This is a genomic window from Klebsiella sp. WOUb02 (assembly GCF_050058015.1).
Classification (GTDB): domain Bacteria; phylum Pseudomonadota; class Gammaproteobacteria; order Enterobacterales; family Enterobacteriaceae; genus Klebsiella.
In genome coordinates, this window is the sequence record NZ_CP170111.1 from 158,548 (window position 1) to 182,804 (window position 24,257).

General features: G+C 51.2%; 17 protein-coding genes, 14 pseudogenes and 1 other annotated feature. Of the genes and pseudogenes, 11 read left to right on the plus strand and 20 right to left on the minus strand.

What is annotated here, in order from left to right:
- The first annotated feature begins 429 nt into the window (after positions 1–429).
- The 3 genes from ABOC21_RS28760 to ABOC21_RS28770 all read left to right on the plus strand — a co-directional run bounded on the left by ABOC21_RS28760 (position 430) and on the right by ABOC21_RS28770 (position 3,146).
- Positions 430–1,698: an OmpP1/FadL family transporter gene (locus ABOC21_RS28760; RefSeq protein WP_426815819.1), complete on the plus strand. Its 1,269-nt coding sequence runs from the start codon at positions 430–432 to the stop codon at positions 1,696–1,698.
- A 259-nt stretch (positions 1,699–1,957) separates the two neighbouring features.
- A protein-coding gene (locus ABOC21_RS28765; protein ID WP_426815820.1) for an IS5 family transposase occupies positions 1,958–2,700 on the plus strand; the annotation gives its coding sequence in 2 pieces (ribosomal slippage) (positions 1,958–2,224 and positions 2,227–2,700; 741 coding nt in all).
- 107 nt (positions 2,701–2,807) lie between these two features.
- Positions 2,808–3,146 (plus strand): transposase, encoded by a 339-nt coding sequence (locus tag ABOC21_RS28770; RefSeq protein WP_426815821.1) that lies wholly within the window; start codon positions 2,808–2,810, stop codon positions 3,144–3,146.
- A gap of 50 nt (positions 3,147–3,196) precedes the next feature.
- On the opposite strand, the gene ABOC21_RS28775 is transcribed toward ABOC21_RS28770, so the two are convergent.
- Positions 3,197–4,243 (minus strand): IS481 family transposase, encoded by a 1,047-nt coding sequence (locus ABOC21_RS28775; RefSeq protein ID WP_426815822.1) that lies wholly within the window; start codon positions 4,241–4,243, stop codon positions 3,197–3,199.
- Between the two features lie 577 nt (positions 4,244–4,820).
- Here ABOC21_RS28775 and ABOC21_RS28780 point away from each other — a divergent pair.
- From ABOC21_RS28780 to ABOC21_RS28790, 3 genes and pseudogenes are all read left to right on the plus strand, one after another.
- Positions 4,821–5,780 carry a DNA replication terminus site-binding protein gene (locus ABOC21_RS28780; RefSeq protein WP_426815823.1) on the plus strand — a complete coding sequence of 320 codons (960 nt, stop codon included), beginning with the start codon at positions 4,821–4,823 and terminating at the stop codon, positions 5,778–5,780.
- A 115-nt stretch (positions 5,781–5,895) separates the two neighbouring features.
- Positions 5,896–6,087 (plus strand): annotated as a pseudogene (locus ABOC21_RS28785) (helix-turn-helix domain-containing protein); the annotation flags it as partial.
- A 56-nt stretch (positions 6,088–6,143) separates the two neighbouring features.
- Positions 6,144–6,646 (plus strand): annotated as a pseudogene (locus ABOC21_RS28790) (transposase); the annotation flags it as partial.
- Positions 6,419–6,535, plus strand: a sequence feature (AL1L pseudoknot). (Overlaps the previous pseudogene by 117 nt.)
- Positions 6,647–6,649: 3 nt before the next feature.
- Here ABOC21_RS28790 and ABOC21_RS28795 read toward each other — a convergent pair.
- From ABOC21_RS28795 to ABOC21_RS28825, 7 genes and pseudogenes are all read right to left on the minus strand, one after another.
- Positions 6,650–6,838: pseudogene (locus tag ABOC21_RS28795) on the minus strand (IS1595 family transposase); the annotation flags it as partial.
- Positions 6,839–6,866: 28 nt separating this feature from the next.
- Positions 6,867–7,043 (minus strand): annotated as a pseudogene (locus ABOC21_RS28800) (IS30 family transposase); the annotation flags it as partial.
- Positions 7,043–7,203, minus strand: a pseudogene (locus tag ABOC21_RS28805) (transposase); the annotation flags it as partial. The pseudogenes ABOC21_RS28800 and ABOC21_RS28805, both read right to left, overlap by 1 nt.
- Before the next feature lie 112 nt (positions 7,204–7,315).
- Positions 7,316–9,736, minus strand: coding sequence for a flavocytochrome c (locus tag ABOC21_RS28810; RefSeq protein ID WP_426815824.1), 2,421 nt, complete (start codon positions 9,734–9,736; stop codon positions 7,316–7,318).
- A 5-nt stretch (positions 9,737–9,741) separates the two neighbouring features.
- Positions 9,742–10,350 (minus strand): NADPH-dependent FMN reductase, encoded by a 609-nt coding sequence (locus ABOC21_RS28815; RefSeq protein ID WP_426815825.1) that lies wholly within the window; start codon positions 10,348–10,350, stop codon positions 9,742–9,744.
- 224 nt (positions 10,351–10,574) lie between these two features.
- Positions 10,575–10,694 (minus strand): annotated as a pseudogene (locus tag ABOC21_RS28820) (IS5/IS1182 family transposase); the annotation flags it as partial.
- 1 nt (position 10,695) lies between these two features.
- A pseudogene (locus tag ABOC21_RS28825) lies at positions 10,696–10,935 on the minus strand (integrase core domain-containing protein); the annotation flags it as partial.
- Between the two features lie 356 nt (positions 10,936–11,291).
- Here ABOC21_RS28825 and ABOC21_RS28830 point away from each other — a divergent pair.
- Positions 11,292–11,537, plus strand: a pseudogene (locus ABOC21_RS28830) (transposase); the annotation flags it as partial.
- An 84-nt stretch (positions 11,538–11,621) separates the two neighbouring features.
- Here ABOC21_RS28830 and ABOC21_RS28835 read toward each other — a convergent pair.
- Both ABOC21_RS28835 and ABOC21_RS28840 read right to left on the minus strand, forming a co-directional pair.
- Positions 11,622–11,813, minus strand: a pseudogene (locus ABOC21_RS28835) (transposase); the annotation flags it as partial.
- Positions 11,814–11,818: 5 nt separating this feature from the next.
- Positions 11,819–12,259: a GNAT family N-acetyltransferase gene (locus tag ABOC21_RS28840; protein ID WP_426815826.1), complete on the minus strand. Its 441-nt coding sequence runs from the start codon at positions 12,257–12,259 to the stop codon at positions 11,819–11,821.
- Positions 12,260–12,444: 185 nt separating this feature from the next.
- Here ABOC21_RS28840 and ABOC21_RS28845 point away from each other — a divergent pair.
- Positions 12,445–13,394, plus strand: a pseudogene (locus ABOC21_RS28845) (Rpn family recombination-promoting nuclease/putative transposase).
- Between the two features lie 5 nt (positions 13,395–13,399).
- On the opposite strand, the gene ABOC21_RS28850 reads toward ABOC21_RS28845, so the two are convergent.
- Positions 13,400–14,002 carry a DUF2913 family protein gene (locus ABOC21_RS28850; protein ID WP_426815827.1) on the minus strand — a complete coding sequence of 201 codons (603 nt, stop codon included), beginning with the start codon at positions 14,000–14,002 and terminating at the stop codon, positions 13,400–13,402.
- Positions 13,989–14,147, minus strand: a complete 159-nt coding sequence (locus ABOC21_RS28855; RefSeq protein WP_426815828.1) for a hypothetical protein — start codon at positions 14,145–14,147, stop codon at positions 13,989–13,991. Before ABOC21_RS28855 ends, ABOC21_RS28850 begins: the two co-directional genes overlap by 14 nt.
- A 117-nt stretch (positions 14,148–14,264) precedes the next feature.
- Here ABOC21_RS28855 and ABOC21_RS28860 point away from each other — a divergent pair, with 117 nt between their 5' ends.
- A complete protein-coding gene (locus ABOC21_RS28860) occupies positions 14,265–15,197 on the plus strand; it encodes an IS5 family transposase (RefSeq protein WP_426815829.1) in 933 nt (310 codons plus the stop codon).
- Positions 15,198–15,613: 416 nt separating this feature from the next.
- Here ABOC21_RS28860 and ABOC21_RS28865 read toward each other — a convergent pair.
- A protein-coding gene (locus ABOC21_RS28865) for an IS5 family transposase (protein ID WP_426812222.1) occupies positions 15,614–16,458 on the minus strand; the annotation gives its coding sequence in 2 pieces (ribosomal slippage) (positions 15,614–16,113 and positions 16,113–16,458; 846 coding nt in all).
- Positions 16,459–16,503: 45 nt separating this feature from the next.
- Positions 16,504–16,863 (minus strand): hypothetical protein, encoded by a 360-nt coding sequence (locus ABOC21_RS28870; protein ID WP_426815830.1) that lies wholly within the window; start codon positions 16,861–16,863, stop codon positions 16,504–16,506.
- 148 nt (positions 16,864–17,011) lie between these two features.
- On the opposite strand from ABOC21_RS28870, the pseudogene ABOC21_RS28875 reads away from it, so the two are divergent.
- A pseudogene (locus ABOC21_RS28875) lies at positions 17,012–17,278 on the plus strand (helix-turn-helix domain-containing protein); the annotation flags it as partial.
- 2 nt (positions 17,279–17,280) lie between these two features.
- Here the strand turns inward: ABOC21_RS28875 and ABOC21_RS28880 are convergent.
- Together ABOC21_RS28880 and ABOC21_RS28885 are read right to left on the minus strand one after the other, a co-directional pair.
- A pseudogene (locus ABOC21_RS28880) lies at positions 17,281–17,802 on the minus strand (IS110 family transposase); the annotation flags it as partial.
- A gap of 341 nt (positions 17,803–18,143) precedes the next feature.
- Positions 18,144–18,949, minus strand: a pseudogene (locus tag ABOC21_RS28885) (IS5 family transposase).
- Positions 18,950–19,008: 59 nt separating this feature from the next.
- Between ABOC21_RS28885 and ABOC21_RS28890 the strand changes: the two are divergent.
- Positions 19,009–19,203: pseudogene (locus ABOC21_RS28890) on the plus strand (transposase); the annotation flags it as partial.
- Positions 19,204–19,221: 18 nt separating this feature from the next.
- On the opposite strand, the gene ABOC21_RS28895 reads toward ABOC21_RS28890, so the two are convergent.
- Genes ABOC21_RS28895 through ssuC form a run of 4 tightly spaced genes read right to left on the minus strand, consistent with a single transcriptional unit; the run spans position 19,222 to position 24,253 of the window.
- On the minus strand, positions 19,222–20,184 hold the full coding sequence (locus tag ABOC21_RS28895; RefSeq protein ID WP_426815831.1) for a glycyl-radical enzyme activating protein: 963 nt from the start codon (positions 20,182–20,184) through the stop codon (positions 19,222–19,224).
- A 27-nt stretch (positions 20,185–20,211) separates the two neighbouring features.
- On the minus strand, positions 20,212–22,689 hold the full coding sequence (hpsG, locus tag ABOC21_RS28900; RefSeq protein WP_426815832.1) for a (2S)-3-sulfopropanediol dehydratase: 2,478 nt from the start codon (positions 22,687–22,689) through the stop codon (positions 20,212–20,214).
- Positions 22,686–23,477 carry an aliphatic sulfonates ABC transporter ATP-binding protein gene (gene ssuB / locus ABOC21_RS28905; protein WP_426815833.1) on the minus strand — a complete coding sequence of 264 codons (792 nt, stop codon included), beginning with the start codon at positions 23,475–23,477 and terminating at the stop codon, positions 22,686–22,688. The genes hpsG and ssuB overlap by 4 nt, the downstream gene beginning before the upstream one ends.
- Positions 23,474–24,253 carry an aliphatic sulfonate ABC transporter permease SsuC gene (ssuC, locus tag ABOC21_RS28910; RefSeq protein ID WP_426815862.1) on the minus strand — a complete coding sequence of 260 codons (780 nt, stop codon included), beginning with the start codon at positions 24,251–24,253 and terminating at the stop codon, positions 23,474–23,476. The genes ssuB and ssuC overlap by 4 nt, the downstream gene beginning before the upstream one ends.
- Positions 24,254–24,257 lie beyond the last annotated feature (4 nt).

The window sequence follows — 24,257 nt, forward strand, 5'->3', positions numbered from 1 at the left end:
ATGTTAAATAAGACCTGCGAAATTGGCATAAAGCCGCCACCTTTTATTAGCACTGGCGTCACTGGATACCCGTTTTCACATTTGTTATGCTGAATATAGCATTAGGGAAGGTGCGATTTAATCGGTGGGCCCCGAGATGAGCGGCACTATCCGCCGGGAGAGTGTTATGTCTGCGAACTCAGACTGCCAGATCCTTATTTGTATTAGATTCCCGGGACGCCCTCTACCTTTTAATTGACGAGAACATTATCTGAATTCTCGATGAAGCAGTTTCAATGATTACTGGTATATAACCGATGTCAGCCATCGTCGTATATAACGGAAAGAAATACAATAATGGTTTTAAATTCTAATTAAAGTTTATGTATTGTATTAAATTAATGCACTCAAAAAGACTCCTGCTACTCAGGCTCACGGAGAGTATCATCCATGAAGTTAGCATTACATCATCTTGCCAGGCTGATGGCGCTGGCCGGCATCGTCAGTCCTGACGCATTTGCTACCAATGGCTATCTCTTTCACGGTAACGGCATCAAAATCCAGGGGCAGGCCGGCGTCAGCATTGCCATGCCGCAGGATGCGTTAGCCGCCGCTAACAACCCGGCCGGTACTGTCTGGATCGGCAACCGGTTTGATATCGGCGCAACGTTATTTGCACCTGAACGCGTTGCGGAAATAGAGGGTAATGGCGCGGGTGCTAATGGTCATTATAAAGGCAATGCCAGACGCGTTTTTTTGCTGCCGGAATTCGGGGTAATCAAACAATTAACCGATCGTTTTGGCGTAGGCGTTGCGGTGTATGCTAACGGCGGTATGAACACCGAATACAAAAGTAATCCCTATGCCGCATTTGGCAGTCGTGGCAGCGCCGGTGTTAATTTATCACAGGTGTTTATCACGCCATCGGTGGCCTACAAGTTTACTGAACGAAACGCTTTCGGCATTGCGCTGAACATTGTCTATCAGAGCTTCTCCGCCAAAGGGTTGAGTGCATTCGCCAACCCACAGTTTTCTAGCGACAGTGCCAATATGAGCGAGCGAGGACATGATAATTCGCTAGGCGTTGGCTTACGGCTCGGTTGGCAGGGGCAATTAACCGATGTCCTCACTTTGGGGGCTGTCTGGTCGTCAAAAATAAAGGCTAGAAAGTTTGATCGCTACGCGGGATTATTCGCCAACGGCGGTAGCTTTGATGTTCCGGAGAACTATGGTGTCGGCGTGGCGTATAAGCTGACTCCACGTTTGACCCTGGGTGCTGATATTCAGGAGATCCGGTATGGTCACGTCAGGTCTGTCGGCAACGATTTTGATGCCGCTTCTCTATTTGCCGGAAATCGGTTCGGCTCAGCGAATGGTCCGGGGTTTGGTTGGCGAGATATCACGGTCTATAAATTCGCGGCCAGCTATGCGCTTACGCCAACGCTGACCATTCGTGGCGGTTATAGTCATGCCGATCAACCGATATCGGGCAACCAAACCTTTCTAAACATTCTTGCGCCCGGCGTTATTCAGGATCATGCTAGTATCGGTTTGACTTGGAGTATGCGATCGGATAGCGAACTGAGTATGGCCTATACACATGGCTTCGAAAAAACGGTCAAAGGACGTAACTCAATTTCTCAGACCTTTGGTGGCGGTGAATCCAACATCAAGATGAGTCAGAACATCGTCGGCGTAGCGTACGCTTGGAAGTTTTGATTTTTTGCCCGGGGGTATCCCGCAAGCTGCTCCGGTTATAAAAGGATTCGACACCCATATCAAAACCGGTAACTCTCAACCTTTCAAGGCTCAGTGTCAGATCAAGTCGCGACTAAGAGCCTATCCCAAAAGGAATTGCAGTATACTGCGTTACGGTAATTGATGAGGGAAAAGCATGGCAGGCATTAAATGGCAGATTAGCGATGAACTCTGGGAAAAAATGGCACCACTGCTCCCGTAACACAAGACCAACCATCCGTTGGGCACGCATCGCAGGCGTGTTGATAATCGTGCCGCGATGAACGCCATTTTCTTCGTGCTCAGAACAGGGTGTCAGTGGAATGCGCTGAATGTGACAGGTATTTGCTCATCAAGCTCAGCCCATCGTCGTTTCCAGGAGTGGCGGGATGCCGGCGTTTTCGAGCGGTTCTGGCAGAACGGATTGCTGGCCTGTGAGAAGCCTGATGCCATTGACTGGTCATGGTTGTCGATGGATGGTTGCATGACAAAATCGCCGCTTTCAGGCTCAAAAAAACGGGGCGCAACCCCACTGACCGGGGAAAACAGGGAGTAAAACGCAGTCTGATGACCGATGGTAACGGTCTGCCACTCTCAGTCGTTGTCAGCGGAGCCAATACTCACGATATCCGGTTAGTTGCAGAGACGCCTGATGCACTTCAGACGGGCCGACCCGGTAAAAGGTTGAGACTGTGTATGGACAAAGGTTATGAAGCCGAATGGCTTGCGGCATATCTGAAGCTTCGTCGGTATGAACCTCATATACAGTCACGGAAAGAGGAGTCAGAAGCCCTCAGAACGACAGAATTTAAAGCGCACCGTTGGGTAGTGGAAAGAACGCATAGCTGGATGAACCGGTTCCGGCGGATACTGACGCGGTGGGAGAAAAAAGTCGGGAACTACGAAGCCATGCTGCATTTTGTCTGCGGTGTCATTGTCTGGAATAAGCACCTATTGGGATATCCTCTAAGCCGCCTGTCTTAATTCTGCAAAGACCACTGAAGGCTGCCGGAATCCGAGGCATTTTCGTGGCCTGCTGTTCAGTGCAATAAAGCGGTGGTGGCACTGGCGAACAAAAATGCGCGAATGGCATGGGCGCTGGTGAATCAGGAAACAGCTTATATAGTGAAGTGTTGTGTGAAGATAAAGTGAGTCAGGCAGAGATTGCCCGCCGCTTAGGCGTCAGCAAATCAACGGTCTCGCGGGAACTGCGTCGTAATCGTTCTGTAGATGGCTACCAGCCAGCCGCGGCACAGAAGCTCAGAACCTGCCGCCGTAAAGGGGCCGGCAAACGCAGGATGCACGAGGATACGGTCTTCTTTGTTGAGGCTGCGCTAAACTGGCTGTGGAGTCCCGAACAGATCAGCGCCGTTGGCCGTATCATCGGCAGGCCGGTTAGTCACGTGTTGTGGTCAACTAATATGTATTAGCTCAGACCTGATCTGACAGTTACCGGTTATTTATACAGGTGTCTGTCAGATTAAATCTGGTTCAGATTTTTTTCTGCCCAGACCCGTTTTCCATCAAGTAAAGTCGCCACTGGCGTACGTCCGCAGCACATTTTCCCCTGATGAGTTCGCTCATTATTGTAATGCCACAACCAGTTGTCCAGCTCCCTTTGCAGGCTTTCCACGTCTGCATAGAGCTTCTTGCGGAACGTAACCTGATAAAATTCCTGCAAAATGGTTTTATGGAACCGCTCGCAGATACCGATACCGTTCGTCTGCGGAGACATCGCCTTCGTTTTCGTATGGTCGATATCGTTGATGGCCAGATAAAGCTGATAATCATGCTGCTCCACTTTGCCACAGTACTCCGTCCCCCTGTCGGTCTGTATTCTCAGCATTGGCAGTCCCTGAGACTCGTAGAACGGCAGGACGCGATCATTGAGCAGGTCAGCGGCAGTGATCGGCGTTTTAGTCGTATACAGCTTGCAGTGCGCCACTTTTGAGTACGTATCCACGAACGTCTGCTGGTAGATACGGCCCACACCTTTCAGATTGCCCACGCAGAAGGTATCCTGCGATCCCAGATACCCCGGATGTGCCGTCTCGATTTCACCGCTGGCCTCGTCATCGAGCGCCTTCTTCTCCAGCGCTGCGATTTGAGCGTCGGTCAGCACGATGCCTTCTCTGGCGACTTTTGCCTCAAGCGCCTTCAGGCGCTTACGGAAGTTCTCCAGGTCGTGTCGTTGCCAGATGGAGCGCACGCCGCTGCCGGAGATAAACACGCCTTTTTTACGCAGTTCATTACTGGTCCGGTGCTGACCATGAGCCGGGAACTCAACGGCGTACTCAACAACCGCGTGTTCAGTGGCTTCATCGGCGCGGTTCTTCAGGTTAGGGACTCTGCGGTTTTGATTAATCAGCGCGTCAATACCGCCTTCTTCAGCCAGCTCCTGATAACGATAAAAGGTGTCGCGTGACACACCCATGATTTTACAGGCTTTTGAAACGTTACCGAGTTCTTCGGCCAGATTGAGCAGGCCGGCTTTGTGTTTGATGATGGGATTGTTAGTATAAAGCATGAGAGTTACCTCGCGTTTTGTATAAGGATTCGACACCCATATCAAAACCGGTAACTCTCAGCCTTTCAAGGCTCAGTGTCAGATCAAGTCGCGACTAATACAAATTAGGCTCTGTTCGGTTGTTTTTAAAGCGACTATTGGGTTAAGGGACACAGCCTAGCTGGAAGAACTACGAAAGCGCATCGTTTAAAGCCTATGCCGGGATCGGGGCAGTATTAAGCCTTGGTCTCATTACAGCGACGCTACGTAACTATGAAATCCTGCAGATGACGGTTCCGTATTCCTGGTATCTCTTCTTGACGGCATTCTGGCTACTTTATCCGTCTTTCAGGATCTATTTCAGCGAACACACCGGGCGATTGATAATTTCGTGGGGATTTTACGGGCTGAAGCAGATAACGATTAACCGACCTGTCCCTGCTGGTTACTGGCTCGTGTCGATGGAGAAAACACGATACTGGTTGATTCGTGTGTGTCAGGACGGACGTCGGCTGCCGGTGTGGCTGACGTTTAAGACTTTACCCGAGTTCGTTTAACGACTAACGTCCGACCTCGGGAAACATGATCGGGTGATGATATGAATACTGACTTCGCACATTACAATGAAGAGCAACTACGCAAACTAGATGAGCTGCACAGTTTACTCGGGGACAGCGAGATCGGATCATCTTACCTTGCTTCGCTCCCGGAACCACGAAGCATAGAGGAGTATCATCCCCCACAGGAAATTAAGGTGACTCACTCGGTGCCCGATCTCAACACTCTGGTGGATATCTACCGGCAGCAGCGGGTTGATAAAGGCCAGGCTAAAAATGAACCTTATTCAACCAAAATCACCCGCAAATATCCCGGGTTTATTGTGGTCAACAACAATCATGACCAGGTGACGGCGCTGGTGGGTGAAATCAACCGCCTTCGCGACAACTTTGCTGATGCGGTCAAAGGTATCACTCAATACAAGGACTCCCGGTCAGAAATACTGCATCAGGTTTGCCCGTGGCTGGTGACCCTGCAGGTATCCCGTAACATCCGCATCGTGACTGAGAAAATTCGCACTCTCGGTTTCACCTGGCAAATTCCGGTCGTTCATAAGTTCACCCGCCTGGAAACGGTTATTGATCGCTTACGCAGAGAAATAACGGAATTAAAGCCTGATATCAGGCTGACAATACAGGATGTTAAGCGACTGAAGCAGGAGCGCATTGAGGAAATCATGATGTTGTCATCGCTCAATGAAGAGGTCTGTCATGAAGATGAGCAACTGAGGAAGTTTCGTTTCATCCGGGAAAGTAACTTTCCTGCTGTTAACGTTAATATCCGGTACACCAGTCCTGATGATCCTGATGACGTGTCCGGACCGTACAAACTTAACTTCAGAGCCCCTTTACCTTTAATTTTGTTCAGTGAACCGTGCCGCTTTAACCCGTTAAAAGATTACGAAAAAGGTGAAAGGCAGAAGCGCGGGAATTTTAATGAAAAATATCGTTCGGTGCTGCCCCGCATCGGGCTTGTGGAAGTGATTAAGGAGTCGGCATGAGCCGGATATTAACTGTATTAGTCGCGACTTGATCTGACACTGAGCCTTGAAAGGTTGAGAGTTACCGGTTTTGATATGGGTGTCGAATCCTTATACAAAACGCGAGGTAACTCTCATGCTTTATACTAACAATCCCATCATCAAACACAAAGCCGGCCTGCTCAATCTGGCCGAAGAACTCGGTAACGTTTCAAAAGCCTGTAAAATCATGGGCGTGTCACGCGACACCTTTTATCGCTATCAGGAGCTGGCTGAAGAAGGCGGTATTGACGCGCTGATTAATCAAAACCGCAGAGTCCCTAACCTGAATGAACCGCCCCGGGAATCCTGGAGACTAAACTCTTTGAGAGAGAGGTAAACAGGATGACTAAAAATACGCGCTTTTCCCCTGAGGTCCGTCAGCGGGCCGTTCGTCTGGTTATCGAAGGCCAGAACGACTATGACTCACAATGGGCTGCCATCAGCTCTGTTGCCCCCAAAATCGGCTGTACACCGGAGACGCTTCGCACCTGGCTTCGCCAGCATGAACGTGATGCCGGTGACGGCGGACTCACTGCCACCGAACGCCAGCGTCTTAAGGAGCTGGAACGGGAAAACCGCGAACTTCGCCGCAGTAACGATATCCTGCGACAGGCTTCCGCTTATTTTGCGAAGGCGGAGTTCGACCGCCTCTGGAAAAAATAGCCCCTCTGGTGGATACCCTGCGTAATGAGCATGGGGTCGGACCGGTATGCCAGGAACTGGATATCGCCCCGTCGACGTATTACCGGTATCAGCACCACCGCATGCATCCGGACAGGCGCAGCCCGCGTGAACAGCGTGACCACCTGCTGAAAACGGAGATACAGCGTGTGTATGATGAAAACCGGCTATGTTTGCAAAGTATGTTGGTTATGCCGTAATGCAATTTGTAGCCAGACTTTCACATCAATTACGGTGGTCTCAAACAGCCGCCTCCAGGCCAGATAATTCGGCAGATATGCAGTCCCTACACCATGAAATCGCTTCATCCAGCCTTTTAAACGACTGATATAGCCATTCACATGCTGTATATGGAATAGGCGGATTCAAGTTCGAAGTGCAACGCTAAGCCGCCTTTCTTAACTCTGCAAAGACCACTGAAGGCTGCCGGAATTCGAGGCATTTTCGTGGCCTGCTGTTCAGTGCTCCCTGGTACTTGCGGAGCTCATCATCCGTCACTGCTGTCAGGTCAGTTCCTTTGGGGATAAACTGCCTCAACAGCCCATTGGTATTCTCATTTAGCCGTTGCGGTAGGTCTCACGCTCATCACTGCGTTCATGAGGCTGTGCGTTGATACGCTGAGTAACATCGGCTTCCATGATGCGGTTGAGCATAAATTCGGTGAGTTCACGCAAAAGTCTTCACCACCGGGTTGCATGAATGTCATGCTGTGGTCAGCCATCGGTTTGTTCCTCTTAAGATAATTGTCTTCACAACCATTACTTTACCGGATAAGCCGATGGCTATCACCATCCTGCCGAATTTACACCACGCCTTTGGACTCTACCCGCGTTTTAGTTCATTTCTGCAATAGCCGTTTGGCCTGCAATTCGGCCAAAAGTAAAGATATCAGCCAGTGCATTACCACCGAGACGGTTACCGGCATGGATACCCCCTGCGACTTCCCCGGCAGCATAGAGGTTCTTAATCGGTTGGCCGTGTTCATCCAGAACCCTAGTGGCGGCATCAACCTTCAGACCGCCCATTGTATGGTGAACAGCGGGTTGTCTGGGTGTTGCATAGAAAGGTGCTTTTTCTACTTTCAGGCTAAATGTATCTTTGTGGAATTCAGGATCTTCACCTGCCTCAACATAGCTATTGTATTTGTTGACGGTATCCACCAGTATGTCTGGATCCATGCCTACTTTAATCGCCAGCTCTTCAAGCGTATCAGCTCTAAAGAGAGTACCGGCTTCAACTTGACGGTCAATTTTCTCCTGACTGGTATTCGCAGCAGTTTTCTTGATCTCATCATCAGCAATCAGATAGAAGAGGCCACCTTCAGCAAGCGCAGCTTTGGTTAAAACGTCACGCCCGGCAAATTCATTGATGAAACGTTTGCCCTGTTTATTCACAATGACGAAGTTCTCTGGCGGCACCTGAATACCGCTGAAGAGCTCACCTGTATTCGGGTCGGCAACTGGCATCATCTGGGTGAAGCCCATACCCGTTAAGCTTGCGCCCACTGACTGGCCAAGAAGGATACCGTCACCTGTCATAGCATAGGAATTAGTTGTCTTGATATCGTCAGCAATGTGGCTCCAGTATGTGTTGTACTGTTTTAGCATCCTGGTATTAGCGCCAAAACCACCGCTGGCCAGAACAACCGCTTTAGCATGAACGGTAATTTTTTGTCCGTTCACGCCTGTAGCGATAATCCCTTTAATTTCACCATTTTCGATGAGAAATTCTTTTGCCGGGCTATCGGTAATAATGGTGCCAGACATATCTTCAATATATTTGCTTAAAGCAAGAATAAAGGCGGTACCATATTTTTTGACTGGTTTGTGCCCCCTACGCCATAGCGCGCCAACAGGAGCAAAAACGATGTCTTTGTTAAACTCAACACCGATGTCTTCAAGCCATTTAACGCTCTCTAAGGCTCTATCGGTTAAGATCTTAACCAGGTCGTATTGACCATAGATGCTGTTTCCCTGGAGGTCAGTACGTTTACCACCGAAATAGGTCTGCATTCTGTGTAGCAGTGGAGAGTCAAACAGAAAGCCCTTGTTATCGCCAAAATGTGCATGGTAGATAGCAAATTCGTTTTTCAGCGCTCTGAAGTCAGCCAGGTATTCCTGGTGAATATCACGTTCATCCGTGTTTAATAGCGCTTCGATAGTATGTCTTTCGCCCGGATTTTCCTGAAAAGATCTCTGCCACTCAGGGTCTGCAGCATTAACTGGACCACCGGTGCGAATAGTGTTACCACCAACAGCCGGGTATTTTTCAAGAACGATGGCACTTTTGCCTTGCTGTAAGACGGTTGCCGCCGCACTTAAGCCGGCGCCGCCGCCGCCAATCACAACCACATCACAGGTGTACTCTTCATCGCCGCGATTCAAACTACTGGCTGGTTTTGGACGTTTCTTCAGGATATCAGGGTTCACACCAGCCAGTTTAACCGCCTTAGCAACACCATCGATCACTGCGTTGCTTGTTTCTGATGCGCCGGACAGCGCATCTACATTCAGGGTTTGCCCCTCGATTATCTTGTCAGGAATTCTCACAAATACGACGTCAGCCAGACCTTCTGTTTCGCCGGCGGTGTCAATATAAATGCTTTCGATTTTCTTCTCACTGAAGGAGACCTTCATTGGAAGGGCACCGCCATGACCCAAGGCATGTACTTCATAGGTGCCAGGTACGAAAGAGAAATCCTCTTCTTCATTTAATTGATTCGAAATTTTGGCAAAACGCATGAATCTTAAGACGCAGATTTCCAAAAAGTTGATAGTACTTTCGTCGTTCAGTTGACCATTTTCGTCAAAGGCCTTGTTGGCATTGCCCAGCAAGAATTCGTAACCCGGCATCACATTGGCATTGAGCCCGGGAGCATCCAGTATCTGCCTAAGGTGCAACTGAGCGCGAGAAGAGCCTTGATAATCAATAGATGCGCCCAGAATCATAACAGGCTTGCTATCCAGAGGATGAAGCTCGTAGCTTAGCCATTCAAGAACGCTTTTCAGGCTGGAAGGAATGGAGTGGTTATATTCTGGCGTTGCAATAATGACGCCATCGCTTGCCACTATTTTTTCATTAATCTCCAGCAGCTGTGGATTGTTAGATGGACAGTCCTGGTTAAACATAGGGACTTCGTTGATTTCTAACAGTTCAATTTCAGCTTTGTCATTAAAATGCGTCTTCATAAACTGAAGAAGTGTCCGGTTATAGGACTTCGGAGATGTGGTTCCTACAATTGCAGTAAATTTCATTTCTTTTATGCCCCCTGAGTTTGCCAGGCGAATTTTTTGTCTTTTTTGCTGACCGTCTTGTCTGATAACAATTTTGTAATAAGATCAGTAAACAGAACAAATTCTCTAAAAATCTCATTGAGTTCAGCTAGCTTAGCTTCATTGATTAAGGTGCCTCCCGTGTCAAAGGCGCTTTGCGATTTTCCTAACAGGAATTCGCTGGCAGGCATAAGTCGTGCGGATAATTCAGGGGAATCAAGAACTTGACGAAGATGGGCCTGAGCGCGGGAAGAGCCTAAGGCGCCATGGGAGGCTCCCACAATCAGGACCGGTTTATCAGTGAGAGCCTGACTGGTATAGCTGATCCATTCTAATGCGCTCTTTAAGGCTGCGGTGATGGTGTGGTCATACTCTGGGGTAGCGATGATCACACCATCAGCCTGACGGATTTTAACTGACAGGGCTTCCACTTCCTGAGGGATCTGGTCATCTTCGGCTTCGTAAAAAGCCGGAAGATCTTTTATTTCACAGAGCTCTATCCGGGCCTCTTCCTTAAAGTGCTCTTGCATAAATTGCAGTAACATGCGGTTTGATGACACCTTAGAATTGGTGCCAAGAATTGCTAAGTAGTTCATATTTAATAGTTTCCCGTACTGTAATAGCCATAAGTAATTTCTGGGTATTGTTTTAGCACAGTATGCAAAAGCTATCTAATAGCTATACATTAGCATCTGATAAGTAATTTGTTATATACACATGATACCTCAAGTTGCAGTTTGTTAAGTTCATTCCCTTATATACCCGTGATCATTGAAACTGCTTGATGGCGGATTCAAGTTCGAAGTGCAACGCTAAGAGGTCATCCCAATAGGTATTTATTCCAGACAATCACACCGCAGACAAAATGCAGCATGGCTTCGTAGTTCCCGACTTTTTTCTCCCACCGCGTCAGTATCCGCCGGAACCGGTTCATCCAGCTACTACCCAACGGTGCGCTGTAGTGGCACACTAATACTGGCCACCGCATTAGACTGTAAGTAGTACAGCCGCTCAGATTCGTTGGGCGTCAGACCGCCGTTATACCAGTGAGGCCGGATGGCACTGTAATAGCCCGTGCTGTAGCGGATTATCGCACTTTGGGCATCGCTGAAGCTGTTGTAGCCCTTCGTCGGCACCCATTCGGTCTTCAGGCTTCGGAAGAACCGCTCCATAGGGGCGTTGACGCTCCTATGTCAAGAGTGGGCGATTGGCATATGCGAGGTCTGATAAAATCAATGGATAGAGTTCACGGATAATGTAGCGTTTTAGACATCTCAGGATCTCTTTAGTCGATTACTGTTGGCGCTGCGAGAGACCTGAGATGGGTGATCTGCTCCCCGTTGATTAACACGCCGCAATGTTAGTAACGTGACTGTTTGGCTACGAGATCAACTGCGAACTTCCGCTGTTCGCTCGTTGCTGCCGTTGAGGCAGCAGGGGCAACTTTGTGCCAGGAGCGGACGTTAGGCTAGGCTGTGTCCCGTAACTATTTTTTGTACAATCTGATGAATGTTCTAATCACAAGAAGTTTCTTCACTTGGCACGTTACGATTTCCCTGATGAAGCCTGGGCACTGATTTATCCTGTTTTGCCACCTGAACGAGGTACCGCCAAAGGTGGTCGACCTTACATCGAGCACCGGCAAGTTATGAATGGCATATTTTGGGTATTATGCTCCGGGGCTCCCTGGCGGGATTTGCCAGAACGCTATGGCCACTGGAAGACCATTTACAATCGATTTAATCGATGGTCTCAGGCTGGAATAATAAATTGTATTTTCAATAGTAAGTATCCTCCGGCAGAGCCGGAGGCTTTAGGGTGAGCGCCTCAAAGGCGCCGACAAACCATGAGCCGCCCAGGGCGGCTGCTATACGTTCAGTTTCATTTGATCGTATCGTTCGTCTTCTCTCTCCTGGTTGCGTATGTACGCCCTGACCGTGGCTTCATCCAAACCAACGGTTGAAACGAAATAACCTCGAGCCCAGAAAACTTCACCGGTGAAGTTTTTACCTCTGCCGAAGTGTCGTGCTATCGCTATCGCACTTTTTCCCTTCAGATAGAAGGTCAACTACCACGTTGCTTCTCTAATCGAATAAAAGCGCCATCTAATGTTGTCTTATTACCCCAGCCGAGTTTCATGTAGAATTTGGCCGCACGGCTGTTTTTATCTGTTTCCAGCCAGGCAACTTCGTGATGTTTGAACAACTCTTGTTCCGCAATCTTTGTAAGGCTGCGACCGATGCCTCTGCCTTCATAGGCAGGAAGGACAAAAAGACCATAAAGAGAGCCTTTCTCCCTTAAAATCATAGAAAAACCAACCACTTCATCATCATCTTTCGCAACCCATGCGCAACGACCCTCTTTGATCATATTGCTCACGGTAGTTTCGGTGATGCCCATCTCCCGCATCTCTTCACGGCTCAGATGATTTTCGGCGACTGATGTTCTGACAGTGAAAATACCTTCAACGTCAGACAATTGAGCTGGTCTTATATTGATATTCATTAGTCTTACTCCATGTATGACAAAGATAAATTTTAATCATATTCTTTACAGAATGATTGAGCTTTGAGCGGAATCGCCGCAGCACATCATGTCCGCAGCTCGCTCATAGCGGACGGAACTGCTGTCACTGAATCAGGCCGGCCGGTGTGGTAAGCTGGTCTTTTCTGAACTGACCAGACAGGCGCATGAAAAAATCCACCCCGGTACCGCATGACGCGGCCTTCAGGGCCTTCCTGACAAACCCCGACACCGCCCGGGACTTTATCGCCATTCACCTCCCGGGGGAGCTGCGCGCCGTCTGCGACCTCAGCACCCTGAAACTCTAATCCGGCAGCTTTGTCGAGGAAAGCCTGCGGGCCTATTACAGCGATGTCCTCTGGAGCCTGAAGACCACCGCCGGCGACGGCTACATTCACGTTCTGATTGAGCACCAGAGTTCGCCGGACAAACACATGGCCTTCCGCCTGCTGCGCTATGCCGTGGCCGCGATGCAGCGCCATCTCGATGCGGGGCATAAAAAGCTGCCGCTGGTGATTCCGGTGCTGTTCTACACCGGCAGGCGCAGCCCCTATCCGTACTCCACCCGCTGGCTGGATGAGTTTGACGACCCGGCACTGGCCGGACAGACTGTATGCCGGGCCGTTCCCGCTGGTTGACGTCACCGTCATTCCGGACGACGACATCATGACCCACCGCAGCATGGCCGCCCTGACGCTGCTGCAGAAACACATTCACCGGCGTGACCTGGCCGGCCTGCTCGACCGGCTGGCCACGGTTCTGCTGACCGGACATCTCACGGGACAGCAGACTGATATCGCTGATACACTATCTGGTACAGGCCGGCGAGACCGACGACGCCGAAGCCTTTGTTCGTCAACTGGCACAGCGGGTGCCACAGCACGGGGACACACTGATGACAATTGCACAGCAGCTTGAGCAGAAGGGCATCGAGAAGGGCATTCAACTGGGCGAGCAGCGCGGTATCGAAAAAGGCAAACTTGAAGGCAAACTCGAAGGTAAATTCGAGGGCAAGCTGGAAGTGGCCCGCACGATGCTGGACAACGGTCTGGACCGCAGCACGGTGATGAAAATGACCGGCCTGTCCGAAGACGACCTGTCGCAGCTGCGCCACTGAGTGTTTTAGTCCTGACCTTTTTCCTGCCCGGCGGTCAGCCGGTACTGCCGGGGCAGGGCGTCATTTTCTGCCACCGCCTGCCAGCCGCAGGAACTCAGCAGCGCCACCATACCCTCGACACTGCCGGTGATGCGCGCCATCAGCGGCCCGGTCTGGTTACCGTCCTCGTCAAAGGCCGCGTCCAGATTCGTGCACAACAGATACACCCCGTTCACCGCCTCACTCAGGGGCAGGGCATGACGGCCGGACCACTCGCGGTCACTGAGCACCCGGTACTGCCACTGCATCTCCTTCGCCGTCTCCACCGCATACGTCAGACGGAACAGGTCATTCTGCTCCGTGAGCTCTCCTGTGCAGGAGCGCCACAGATAATCCAGCTTCCCGGGCAGTTTTGCCCGCACGCCATGCAGGTGTCCCTGCTTCAGCAGCCATTCGATATCCGGGGTGACGTCATGGGAAAAGCGCCGCTGCTTCAGGGCGGTGGCCAGCCAGCGGGTGAGAAACAGGTGTTCCTGCGCCGGCGAGGTCAGGGTGCCGTCCTGCCGGGCCATGCCGAGTGCGACGAGGGCGCACCATGCCAGATGCCCGGACTGTTCAGTCTGTGTCACGGCGGGACGGGTCCTTCTCCGGGTCGCGTGGCTTTTTTACAAAGCGGGCGTTGATGGCGCCCTTTTTGCGCAGGGCATGCTGCTCCTCAGACGCGGTGATCGTGCCGGCGGTGACGGTACGCAGGTAGGCGGTGCGGCTGACCACAAAGCGCACCGCCTGCTGCCATTCCTCCTCGCTGAGCCCGGCCTGCGGGTTAGGGAAGGTGCGATTTAATCGTCAGTTATGAGAACATAACCCTCTCTTTGCCATAGACTTTTCACGATGCCAGCGTTTTCCAGTTATTCCTCCCGCAAAAAACAGTTCCTCGACCGTATGGATGTTCTCGTCCCATGGCTCGATATCGCTGATATGCTGCTTCCCTGCTATCCCTCATCCCGACGGGGACGCAGACCTTTTCCCCTGTTGCTCATGCTGCGCATTCACTGCCTGCAACTCTGGTTTGACCTCAGTGACAGTGCTGCCGAAGATGCTCTTCATGACATGCTGCCATTTCGTCAGTTTGCCGGTATCGACTGCTGCGTCCCCGACCGCACCACCATCATGAATTTCCGTCATTTTCTGGAGAAACATAACGCCGGTGAACAGGTGCTGGCCCTGATTAACCTTAAACTGAAGCAGGCAGGACTGATGATGCGTAAGGGCGTGATTATCGATGCCACCATCATCTCCGCTCCCTGCTCTGTGAAGAATAAATCCGGGCAACGTGACCCGGAGATGCACCAGACCCGCAAAGGTAATCAGTGGTACTTTGGCATGAAAGCGCATATTGCCGTTGATGCAACGACAGGCCTGACTGAAAAAGTGGTCACCACCGCCGCAAATGAGCATGACCTTAATCAGGCGGAAAATCTGATTACGGAGCCTGTGGAAGTGGTGTTTGCTGATGCCGGATACAGGGGGGCGGAAAAGCGGGAGTCACTGAGCGGGCTGTCAAAATACTGGTTTATTGCGAAAGGCCCGCTTGCTGTAAAAGAAATGAAACAGCATCCGCGTCGGAATAAACAGGCACTTCATGATGAATTTGTGAAAGCCAGTATCAGGGCGAAGGTTGAACATCCGTTCCGGATACTGAAATGCCAGTTTGGTTTCAGAAAGACCCGATTACGGGGTCTGAGGAAAAATCACAACCGGCTGTCAATGCTGTTTGCGATGGGGAATCTGGTTCGCGCAGCGCAACTGGCGGGAATAGCGTAAATAATGTGCAAAATGAGGGTGTTCTTTGCCATTCATTGAATAATGGAGAGCAAATATTCACCAGTACAAAGTGCTCGTAGACGTCTTACAGAGAGAAAATACAGCTCAGCTAAGGACTCCACTGAACCCCACCGATTAAATCGCACCTTCCCTAAGTGAAGTGAATTTTTATAAATTTTCGCAAAACGCATTTTGGGAAAAGTAAAAGTTACTTTTGAGATCGAGCACTTGCATTAAGACGCATACACGTCAGTATCGTATCCGAGGGTAAGCCAGGATTTCGTGATTGAATGACTGACAGGAGGAAAAGGCCTAACCTCAGGCAAGCCGAAGGTTCGAAACTAATTTTCTGTACAAAATTGATTTCACTATCAGCCTTGTTTATGGCTAGAACACCAACTTCTAGGCTGTGTCCCTTAATTACATAACCTCTTGTAAAACAATCGGATGCAACCCAGTTTCACCATCGCCAGATAATTCCTCGCCGTTTTGTCGTAACGTGTGGCAATGCGGCGGTATTCTTTCAGGCGACCAAAGCACCTCTCAACAACATTGCGATTGCGGTAGGCTTCACGATCGAGTGGTGAACGACCATCTGTGGCCATTTTTTCATTGGATTTACGCGGGATGACAACTTTTATCCCTCTTCTTTTCAGTTCGTTACGTAACGCATGTCCGGAGTAGGCTTTATCAGCCAGTACTGCATGACCACGGCGCTTGATACTTCCGTTCTGGCGCTGAACACCGATACCGTCCAGAAGACGTTGTGCAAACTGGCTTTCGTGAGCCTGACCGGGACTCAGTACGATGTTTAACGGCAGACCACTTCCGTCTGTCGCCAGATGAATTTTGGTGCCAAAACCACCGCGAGAGCGACCCAGCCCATTATCTCCGGTGATATCGGGTTGTTTTTTTGCGCACCGGCAGCACATTTCAGCGCCCGGATATTGCTGCCATCCAGTGCAGTGGCCGACCAGTCCACGAGGCCATGTGCATCCAGAGCTGAAAGTAACTTGTTGAAAATAATGTTAATCACACCCGATTTTGACCATCGGTTAAAGCGGTTATAAACGGTCTTCCATGGGCCGTACCGTTCAGGTAAATCACGCCATGGTGCACCTGAACACAGCACCCAGAACATGCCGTTGATGATCATACGATGCTCCGCCCACGGACGCCCGGCCTGTGGAGAGGCAGACGCTGCTGGCAGAAAGGGTTGGATGATAGTCCATGCTTCATCGGGAATGTCGTAGCGAGCCATAGTTTAATATGTTGTGGAAACAGACAGTTACTATAGCTCAGGTGATTACGGGACACAGCCTAGGGTAGCTGTTGGTTTTCCGTCAAAAGTTACTTTTATGTTTTTGTAGACGCTCTTACCATTATGCTTGGTTTTCTTGTCTTTAAGCACTGTTTCGGGTGTAAGACGAAGGAACACCATACTTAATGTGATGACCTCATCGTCACTAAGCTTTGTTGAAAAGCATTTATTACCTGTCCAGTCAAAAGAACCAGACTTTTGTAGAGAAGGACCGGCAAGTATCAGGTTAACGTCACCATTGGATATTGAAGCATTGAGTTCAAGTGCAGATTTTCCTGAGTTAAATACCTTCACGTTTCTGTATTGCGACTGAGACGATGAATCTTTTGTTAGATTTTCCATCATTTATTTTCTTCACCTTCGTTAAGTAAATTTTTAATAACCCCAATGCGCGAATTCAGATAATAAGTGCAACGCTCGGTCATGTGGATGGAGGGACGGTTAGCTGCCGATAAGCTATCCTGCTCTTCCGACCAAAGATGAGCGAGTCACTATGAAATATCAGCAGCTAACCGAAGGGTTACGATACCAGATAGCCCTGTTGTGTGAAGATAAAGTTAGTCAGGCAGAGATTGCCCGCCGCTCAGGCGTCAGCAAATCAACGGTCTCGCGGGAACTGCTTCGTAATCGTTCTGTAGATGGCTACCAGCCAGCAGCGTAGAAGCTCAGTACCAGCCGCCGTAAAGGGGCCGGCAAACGCAGGATGCACGAGGATACGGTCTTCTTTGTTGAGACTGCGCTAAACTGGCTGTGGCGTCCGTCATACTGTTTTCCATCACCCAGTTGAGTGGAGAGTAGGCTTGCGGTCAAAGGACCGATACAGGGGATCGAAAGCAATCGCTGGCCTGCACTATTTTCGTCCAGTGATGTCTGCAGCTGAGTTTCTAAATATTTAATCTGTTCAACAAGATAATCATAATGATCTCGTAATTTTTGCAGCAAACCGATCATGGAAGGCGGCAGTTCGTTTGTCTCCAGAATCTCAGCGAAGCGTTTTATCAACGTCGGACCTTTTGGGGCGCTGATACCAAACTCCAGTAAAAATGCCTGAATCTGATTTGTGGCTTTAACTCTGTCCCTGACCAGCGATTCTCATACCCTGTGTAAGGCATGTATTTCCTGCTGAGACTCAGTTCTGGGCTTAACAAACCTCATTGACGGCCGTGATGCAGCTTCGCAAATTGCTTCTGCATCAATAAAGTCATTTTTGTTAGTTTTGACAAACGGGCGAACAAACTGGGGCGATATTAGCTTTGGTGCATGCCCCAGCTCGGTCAGCTTGCGCACTCATAACTGACGATTAAATCGCATCTTCCTTAGTCGACTATATCAATCGGATACGTCCGGTCAGTCACTCCATCCTGATGCGAGGTTTTAACGCTGACTTTTCTCGCGCGAAATCTTTTCTAATCTCCGCCGGTGCTTACCTGAGATCTGCCTGTCAAAGGCGTACAATACGACGACTATCACGCCCAGGCCCAAAACTACGACGCCATATTGAATGAACTGCATGCCACTGTCATCCATCAGAAGATGTCATGGGTAACAATAAATACCATAAATGAACACCAACGCAAACGTTTTCGTTACGGTGTGATGACAGCAAATATAGCAGGGATAAGAGGCTATCCCAATAGGTATTTATTCCAGACAATGACACCGCAGACAAAATGCAGCATGGCTTCGTAGTTCCCGACTTTTTTCTCCCACCGCGTCAGTATCCGCCGGAACCGGTTCATCCAGCTATGCGTTCTCTCCACTACCCAACGGTGCGCTTTAAATTCTGTCGTTCTGAGGGCTTCTGACTCCTCTTTCCGTGACTGTATATGAGGTTCATACCGACGAAGCTTCAGATATGCCGCAAGCCATTCGGCTTCATAACCTTTGTCCATACACAGTCTCAACCTTTTACCGGGTCGGCCCGTCTGAAGTGCATCAGGCGTGTCTGCAACTAACCGGATATCATGAGTATTGGCTCCGCTGACAACGACTGAGAGTGGCAGACCGTTACCATCGGTCATCAGACTGCGTTTTACTCCCTGTTTTCCCCGGTCAGTGGGGTTGCGCCCCGTTTTTTTGAGCCTGAAAGCGGCGATTTTGTCATGCAACCATCCATCGACAACCATGACCAGTCAATGGCATCAGGCTTCTCACAGGCCAGCAATCCGTTCTGCCAGAACCGCTCGAAAACGCCGGCATCCCGCCACTCCTGGAAACGACGATGGGCTGAGCTTGATGAGCAAATACCTGTCACATTCAGCGCATTCCACTGACACCCTGTTCTGAGCACGAAGAAAATGGCGTTCATCGCGGCACGATTATCAACACGCCTGCGATGCGTGCTCAACGGATGGTTGGTCTTGTGTTCCGGGAGCAGTGGAGCCATTTTTTCCCAGAGTTCATCGCTAATCTGCCATTTAATGCCTGCCATGCTTTTCCCTCATCAATTACCGTAACCGCGAATTCAGATAATAAGTGCAACGCTCGGTCATGCGGATGGAGGGACGGTTAGCTGCCGATAAGCTATCCTGCTCTCAGAAAAAAATTGCCATTATTCAGCAGACTATGCAGCCCGGCATGACCGTGTCTCACGTTGCTCGCCTTCATGGTATCAATGCTAACCAGATCTTCAAATGGCGCAGGCAGTATCAAGACGGCTCACTGACCGCTGTGACATCAGGCGATTAGCTTGTGTGACATGGTTTACAGCAGTAGTAGTGAGACATTACCCGGCTCTGCCGGAGGATACTTACTCTCCGGCGCACCGTAACGCCCGGCGCAGCGCCGTCTGGCATGCCCAATAATCTCCTCTCTATACCCCTCTGGCAGCATGGCGTCTGTCAGAGGATATTCTCTTCCGAGCAGGCGATATTTATCACGCCCCAGTCGATGGTAGGGCAGAATTTCATAGCTCACTTTGAGGGGAAGGATGAAATCGATGATGGCGTTAATATCTTCACGCGTGCTGTTGAACCCCGGAATCAGCGGCGTGCGCACATGAATGGGCAGGGCGGGAAATTTCTTGCGTAAGCGCAGCAGGTTACTCAGAATTTGCCGGTTGCCCCGCTGCGTAAACCGGCGATGCGACGCGTCGTTGAGGCTTTTAACATCAAAGTAAATGCCATCCGTATACCCGGCAATCTGGCGCAGGGCCGACCAGCTTCCATCGCCGCAGGTTTCCAGTAGCGTATCGATACTCCTTCTTTTCGCCTCCCGTAACAGTGACAGCGTAAACTCGCCTTGCATCAGGGGTTCACCGCCGCTGACCGTTATCCCGCCGCCGGAACGCTGGTAAAAAACAGCCTCGGCTTCTACCCGATCCAGCACCTGCCCGACGCTGATCTGCTCGCCAAAACGGTGCAGCGCGTTGGTCGGGCACGGCGATACACACTGCAAACACTGGGTGCAACGGGTGAGGTCGATTGCTACTTCGCCGGATGAGCGAAAGCCGAGCGCGCCGCTGGCGCACTGGTTTTCACACAGGCCACACTGCGTCTGGCCCAGACATTTGCGGCTATCGATGGCCATCTCAGGCTTTCCCTGCTGGGACTCTGGGTTGCTGCACCAGGTGCAGCGCAGCGGGCAGCCTTTCAAAAACACCACGGTGCGGATCCCCGCGCCGTCATGCAACGAGTAACGCTGAATATTAAAAACCCAGCCGGTCATCTGTTCCATCCTGTCGGAAAGGTGTTGCTAGAACACTTCATGTCCGGTACGGGCTATCAGGTCGTCCTGTAAGTCCGGGGACAAATCGGTGAAGTAAGCGCTGTAGCCCGCGATGCGCACAATCAATCCACGATATCGTTCCGGGTCGGCTTTTGCCGACAGCAGCGTTTCGCGATTAATCACATTAAACTGCACATGCCACAATTTGAGGTCGCACCATGAACGGATTAAATCACACAGTTTGCGCGTACCCGCTTCCCCCGCAACGATCGATGGCGTGAATTTGATGTTCAACAAACGGGCGGCCCGCTCCCGATACTGGTAGTTTTTGGTCTGGTAATTCGACAGCAGCACCGCTGTCGGACCTTCGATATCGCACCCCTGCGAGGCCGACGAACCGTCGGAAAGCGGCATCCACGCCTTGCGTCCATTGGGTGTGGCATGCACCACCTTGCCAAATGGCACATGGGAGGTAAACGGCACTAACCGAAGGTCGAGATGTACGCCAAGGCTTTGCGAGTATTTCCGCGTAAATTCGACGCAGACCTTATCCAGCGCTTTGCCAATACTGTCGGCATAGGGATTGTTGTTGCCGTACTTCGGTGCGCTCATCAGCAGGGCGCGGATCACCGCATGGTGCTCAAAGTTGTCCGCGAGCGCGGCCAGCAATTGCGCCATCGGAATGCGCTTCTCCTCGTAGACCCACTTTTTAATGGCGGCGAGGGAGTCAATAACCGTGCCGTACCCCATAAACTCGAAGTAGCCTAAATCAATACCGCCCGCAATCTTCGGCTGATGAATGTCCTTAAAATCCGACAGCGCTAAATCATGTAATGCGGTGCCGAGCGGCCAGGCAAAATGTCTGGCGCGTAAATCGATGATGATTTTCTGCTGAGTAAAGGCGTGGCGCAGAAAATTAAGATGCTGCTTAAGGTACGCCTGCCAGAAATCATCCCACTGGGCAAAGCTCAGTGGGTCGCCGGTTTCCACCCCCAGCAATTCGCCCTCATGGCGGCGCATCCGCCCGTTATTTAGCGTCATCTCCAGCGCGGCAGGGAAATTAATATAGGCGCAGGGGCTGGTATAGGTATCGCGGTTGGGCATTCGGCATTCGGCGCAACCGGATACCGCATAATCATAGGCCTCGGAAAATTCGGCGCCTTTGGAGAGCAATAAGGGCACAACCTCTTCATCGTTAATCAGCTTCGGAAAGCCGGTGCCCTCTTTAATGGTCAGAGCAATATCCTGTAAAAATCGCGGCGGGGTGCGGTTATGAATGCGGGCGGCTAAATCCGGATAGTGTAGGGGGAATTCGCGCTTGGAGCGTAAAAACAGATGTGACAGAGCGTTGGTGGCATCCATTCCCTCCGGCGTTTGCCCGCCGATGGTCACTGCCTCCCAGTGGGCGTAGCCCTCATTGAATGCGCCTCCAGTCGGCGAAATATATAAATCAACAAACTGTGCCATCGACACCCACACGCAGGAGAGCCACTCCAGCGCCTGTTCATCGGTTAATATGCCGTTTTCGATATCCCGCTGGTAATACGGGAAAAGGTACTGATCCATCCGGCCATTGGAAATAATGGTGCCGGTTTTTTGCTCCATACGGGAGAATAGTTGGGTAAACCACTGCGCCTGTAACGCGTCGCGAAAATCCCGCGCCGGATGCTCAGGAACCCACTCACAGCGTTCGGCAATTTCCAGCAACTCCTGGCGTCGGCGCGGATTGCTCTCTTTCTTTGCCAGCTCTCTGGCAAGCTGGCCATGACGCTGCGCCCACAGCACGATGGCGTCTGCGGCAATAATAATGGCGTTGAGGAATGGTGCTTTCTCCACGTTATCAACAGGATCGAGCGGGTCTAACTGGGTGAGACGCTCTCTGGCATCGTCACGAATCCCCTTGAACCCCCGGCGTAACACCTTTTCATAGTCATGCACCCACTGAATGGATGAACGGAAGGACGATGTTTCATTAACAATAAAACGCGAAGTCTGCCGATCCGGTTCGTAGGTCAAACGCAGCGTTTCTGGCGACAGCGCCTGCGATAGCTGTTCGTGGTAAGTTTTTCCCTGCCAGTAGGGGGTAATCTGGTCGTGGATAATCTGGCTATCCGGCTCCTCAATGGTAAAAGGGGATTCTCGCCTGGCGGGCAACTGGCTGATGGCGGCATCAAGAAAATCACCGTCCAGTTCCGGGTACAAAATGCCATAGCGCCCCGGCTTACCGGCGCGCCCCACGATCAACTGTTCATCGTCGATATAGACCGTGATGTGCTGTGCAATGTGGTACATGGCTTTCGCCCAGCGCAAAATCAGCAACTGACCTTCGGTCTCACGCATCGATTCGGTGAAATAGCGGGCGCGCTCAACATCAATACTGGGTTTGCCTTGCCGGATTTGTGCCAGTATTTTTGCGGTTCGTTGCGATATACCGACCCGGGGAGCCGCGTTTGCGTGCAAGATGCGCGCTTCCTGCGGGCTTAATACCTGTGCTTCCTGACTCATTGTTGCCCCTTGTTGTAGTGAAGACCCGGTTGTTCAGAACCGACCTCGTGCCGGGTAAAAATGTGTTCCAGTACCTCGTTTTCCAGCGCCGCAAGACGAGGCAGACCCCGTTGCCGGGGACGGGACAGATCGACGGTTAAATCGAGGCCAATCGCCCCTTCTTCAATCAGGATCACCCGATCGGCAATGCTGACCGCTTCACTGACATCGTGTGTGACCAACAGAACGGTGAAACCCTGCTCCAGCCACAAGCGCTCGATCAACTGCTGCATCTCAATGCGCGTCAGCGCATCCAGTGCGCCAAGCGGCTCATCGAGCAGTAATAATCGTGGCCGATGAATCAACGCTCTGGCCAGTGCCACGCGCTGTTTTTGTCCTCCGGATAACGCCGACGGCCAGTCATCCTCGCGACCTGCCAGACCCACAGACTCCAGCGCTTCCCGCGCTTTCGGTTTCCAGTCACCCGACAGACCAATCCCTACGTTTTCAATCACTTTTTTCCACGGCAGCAGTCTGTCATCCTGAAACATCAGGCGGATATCCTGATGAAAATGGTGCAATGGCTGGATCCCCGAAAGCAATTTCCCACCACTCGGTTTCTCAAGCCCTGCGAACAGACGCAGCAGGGTGCTTTTACCGCAGCCACTGCGCCCGACCACCGCCACAAATTGCCCGGCGGGAATATGCAGATCCAAGGCATTCAGCACGGCGCGTTGATGAAATTGTTTACCCAGTTGTTCTGTCTCCAGCGCGATACCCTGATTCACGGAATAGATGCGCGCACTCATGATTCACCTCTACCAGCCTGCCAGGCTGGATGCCAGCGCAGCCAACTGCGCTCTAACAGACGCGCGGCGACATCCGCCATTTTGCCCAGCACGGCATATAAAATAATGGCCATCACCACCACATCGGTTTGCAGAAATTCACGGGCGTTCATCGCCAGGTAGCCAATGCCGGAGCTGGCGGAAATGGTCTCCGCCACGATAAGCGTCAGCCACATCAGGCCTAGCGCAAAGCGCACCCCCACCAGAATGAAGGGCAGCGCACCGGGCAGGACCACGTGGCGAAACAGCGTAAAGCCACTCAGCCCATAATTACGCGCCATTTCTGACAGCCCGGCATCCACATGGCGCACGCCGTGGTTGGTGTTTAAATAAACAGGGAAAGAAGTACCCAGAGCGACGAGGAAAATTTTGGCGGACTCATCAATGCCAAACCACAGAATAACCAGCGGGATCAGGGCTAAATGCGGAACGTTACGCACCATCTGTACCGTACTGTCTATCAGTAATGCGCCAAAGCGTGAGATACCGGTAATCAGCCCCAGCAATAAACCAATGCCGCCGCCGATGCCAAAGCCCACGGCGGCTCGCCAGCTACTGATGGCCAGGTGGTGCCATAACTCCCCGCTGTACGCCAGCGACCAGCCCGCCTGTAGCACCGCGCAGGGCGAGGGCAGAATGCGGGTTGATAGCCAGCCGGCCATAACGGCCCCTTGCCAGCAGATAATTAACAGCAGTGGGATAATCCACGGGATCAATCGGTTCACGGCCTGTTTCATTACA

Coding starts and splice junctions, on each gene's coding strand:
- ABOC21_RS28760 (WP_426815819.1), top strand. CDS start 430: ATGAAGTTAGCATTACATCATCTTGCCAGGCTGATGGCGCTGGCCGGC.
- ABOC21_RS28770 (WP_426815821.1), top strand. CDS start 2,808: ATGGGCGCTGGTGAATCAGGAAACAGCTTATATAGTGAAGTGTTGTGT.
- ABOC21_RS28775 (WP_426815822.1), bottom strand. CDS start 4,243: ATGCTTTATACTAACAATCCCATCATCAAACACAAAGCCGGCCTGCTC.
- ABOC21_RS28780 (WP_426815823.1), top strand. CDS start 4,821: ATGAATACTGACTTCGCACATTACAATGAAGAGCAACTACGCAAACTA.
- ABOC21_RS28810 (WP_426815824.1), bottom strand. CDS start 9,736: ATGAAATTTACTGCAATTGTAGGAACCACATCTCCGAAGTCCTATAAC.
- ABOC21_RS28815 (WP_426815825.1), bottom strand. CDS start 10,350: ATGAACTACTTAGCAATTCTTGGCACCAATTCTAAGGTGTCATCAAAC.
- ABOC21_RS28840 (WP_426815826.1), bottom strand. CDS start 12,259: ATGAATATCAATATAAGACCAGCTCAATTGTCTGACGTTGAAGGTATT.
- ABOC21_RS28860 (WP_426815829.1), top strand. CDS start 14,265: ATGCCAGCGTTTTCCAGTTATTCCTCCCGCAAAAAACAGTTCCTCGAC.
- ABOC21_RS28870 (WP_426815830.1), bottom strand. CDS start 16,863: ATGATGGAAAATCTAACAAAAGATTCATCGTCTCAGTCGCAATACAGA.
- ABOC21_RS28895 (WP_426815831.1), bottom strand. CDS start 20,184: ATGACCGGCTGGGTTTTTAATATTCAGCGTTACTCGTTGCATGACGGC.
- hpsG (WP_426815832.1), bottom strand. CDS start 22,689: ATGAGTCAGGAAGCACAGGTATTAAGCCCGCAGGAAGCGCGCATCTTG.
- ssuB (WP_426815833.1), bottom strand. CDS start 23,477: ATGAGTGCGCGCATCTATTCCGTGAATCAGGGTATCGCGCTGGAGACA.
- ssuC (WP_426815862.1), bottom strand. CDS start 24,253: ATGAAACAGGCCGTGAACCGATTGATCCCGTGGATTATCCCACTGCTG.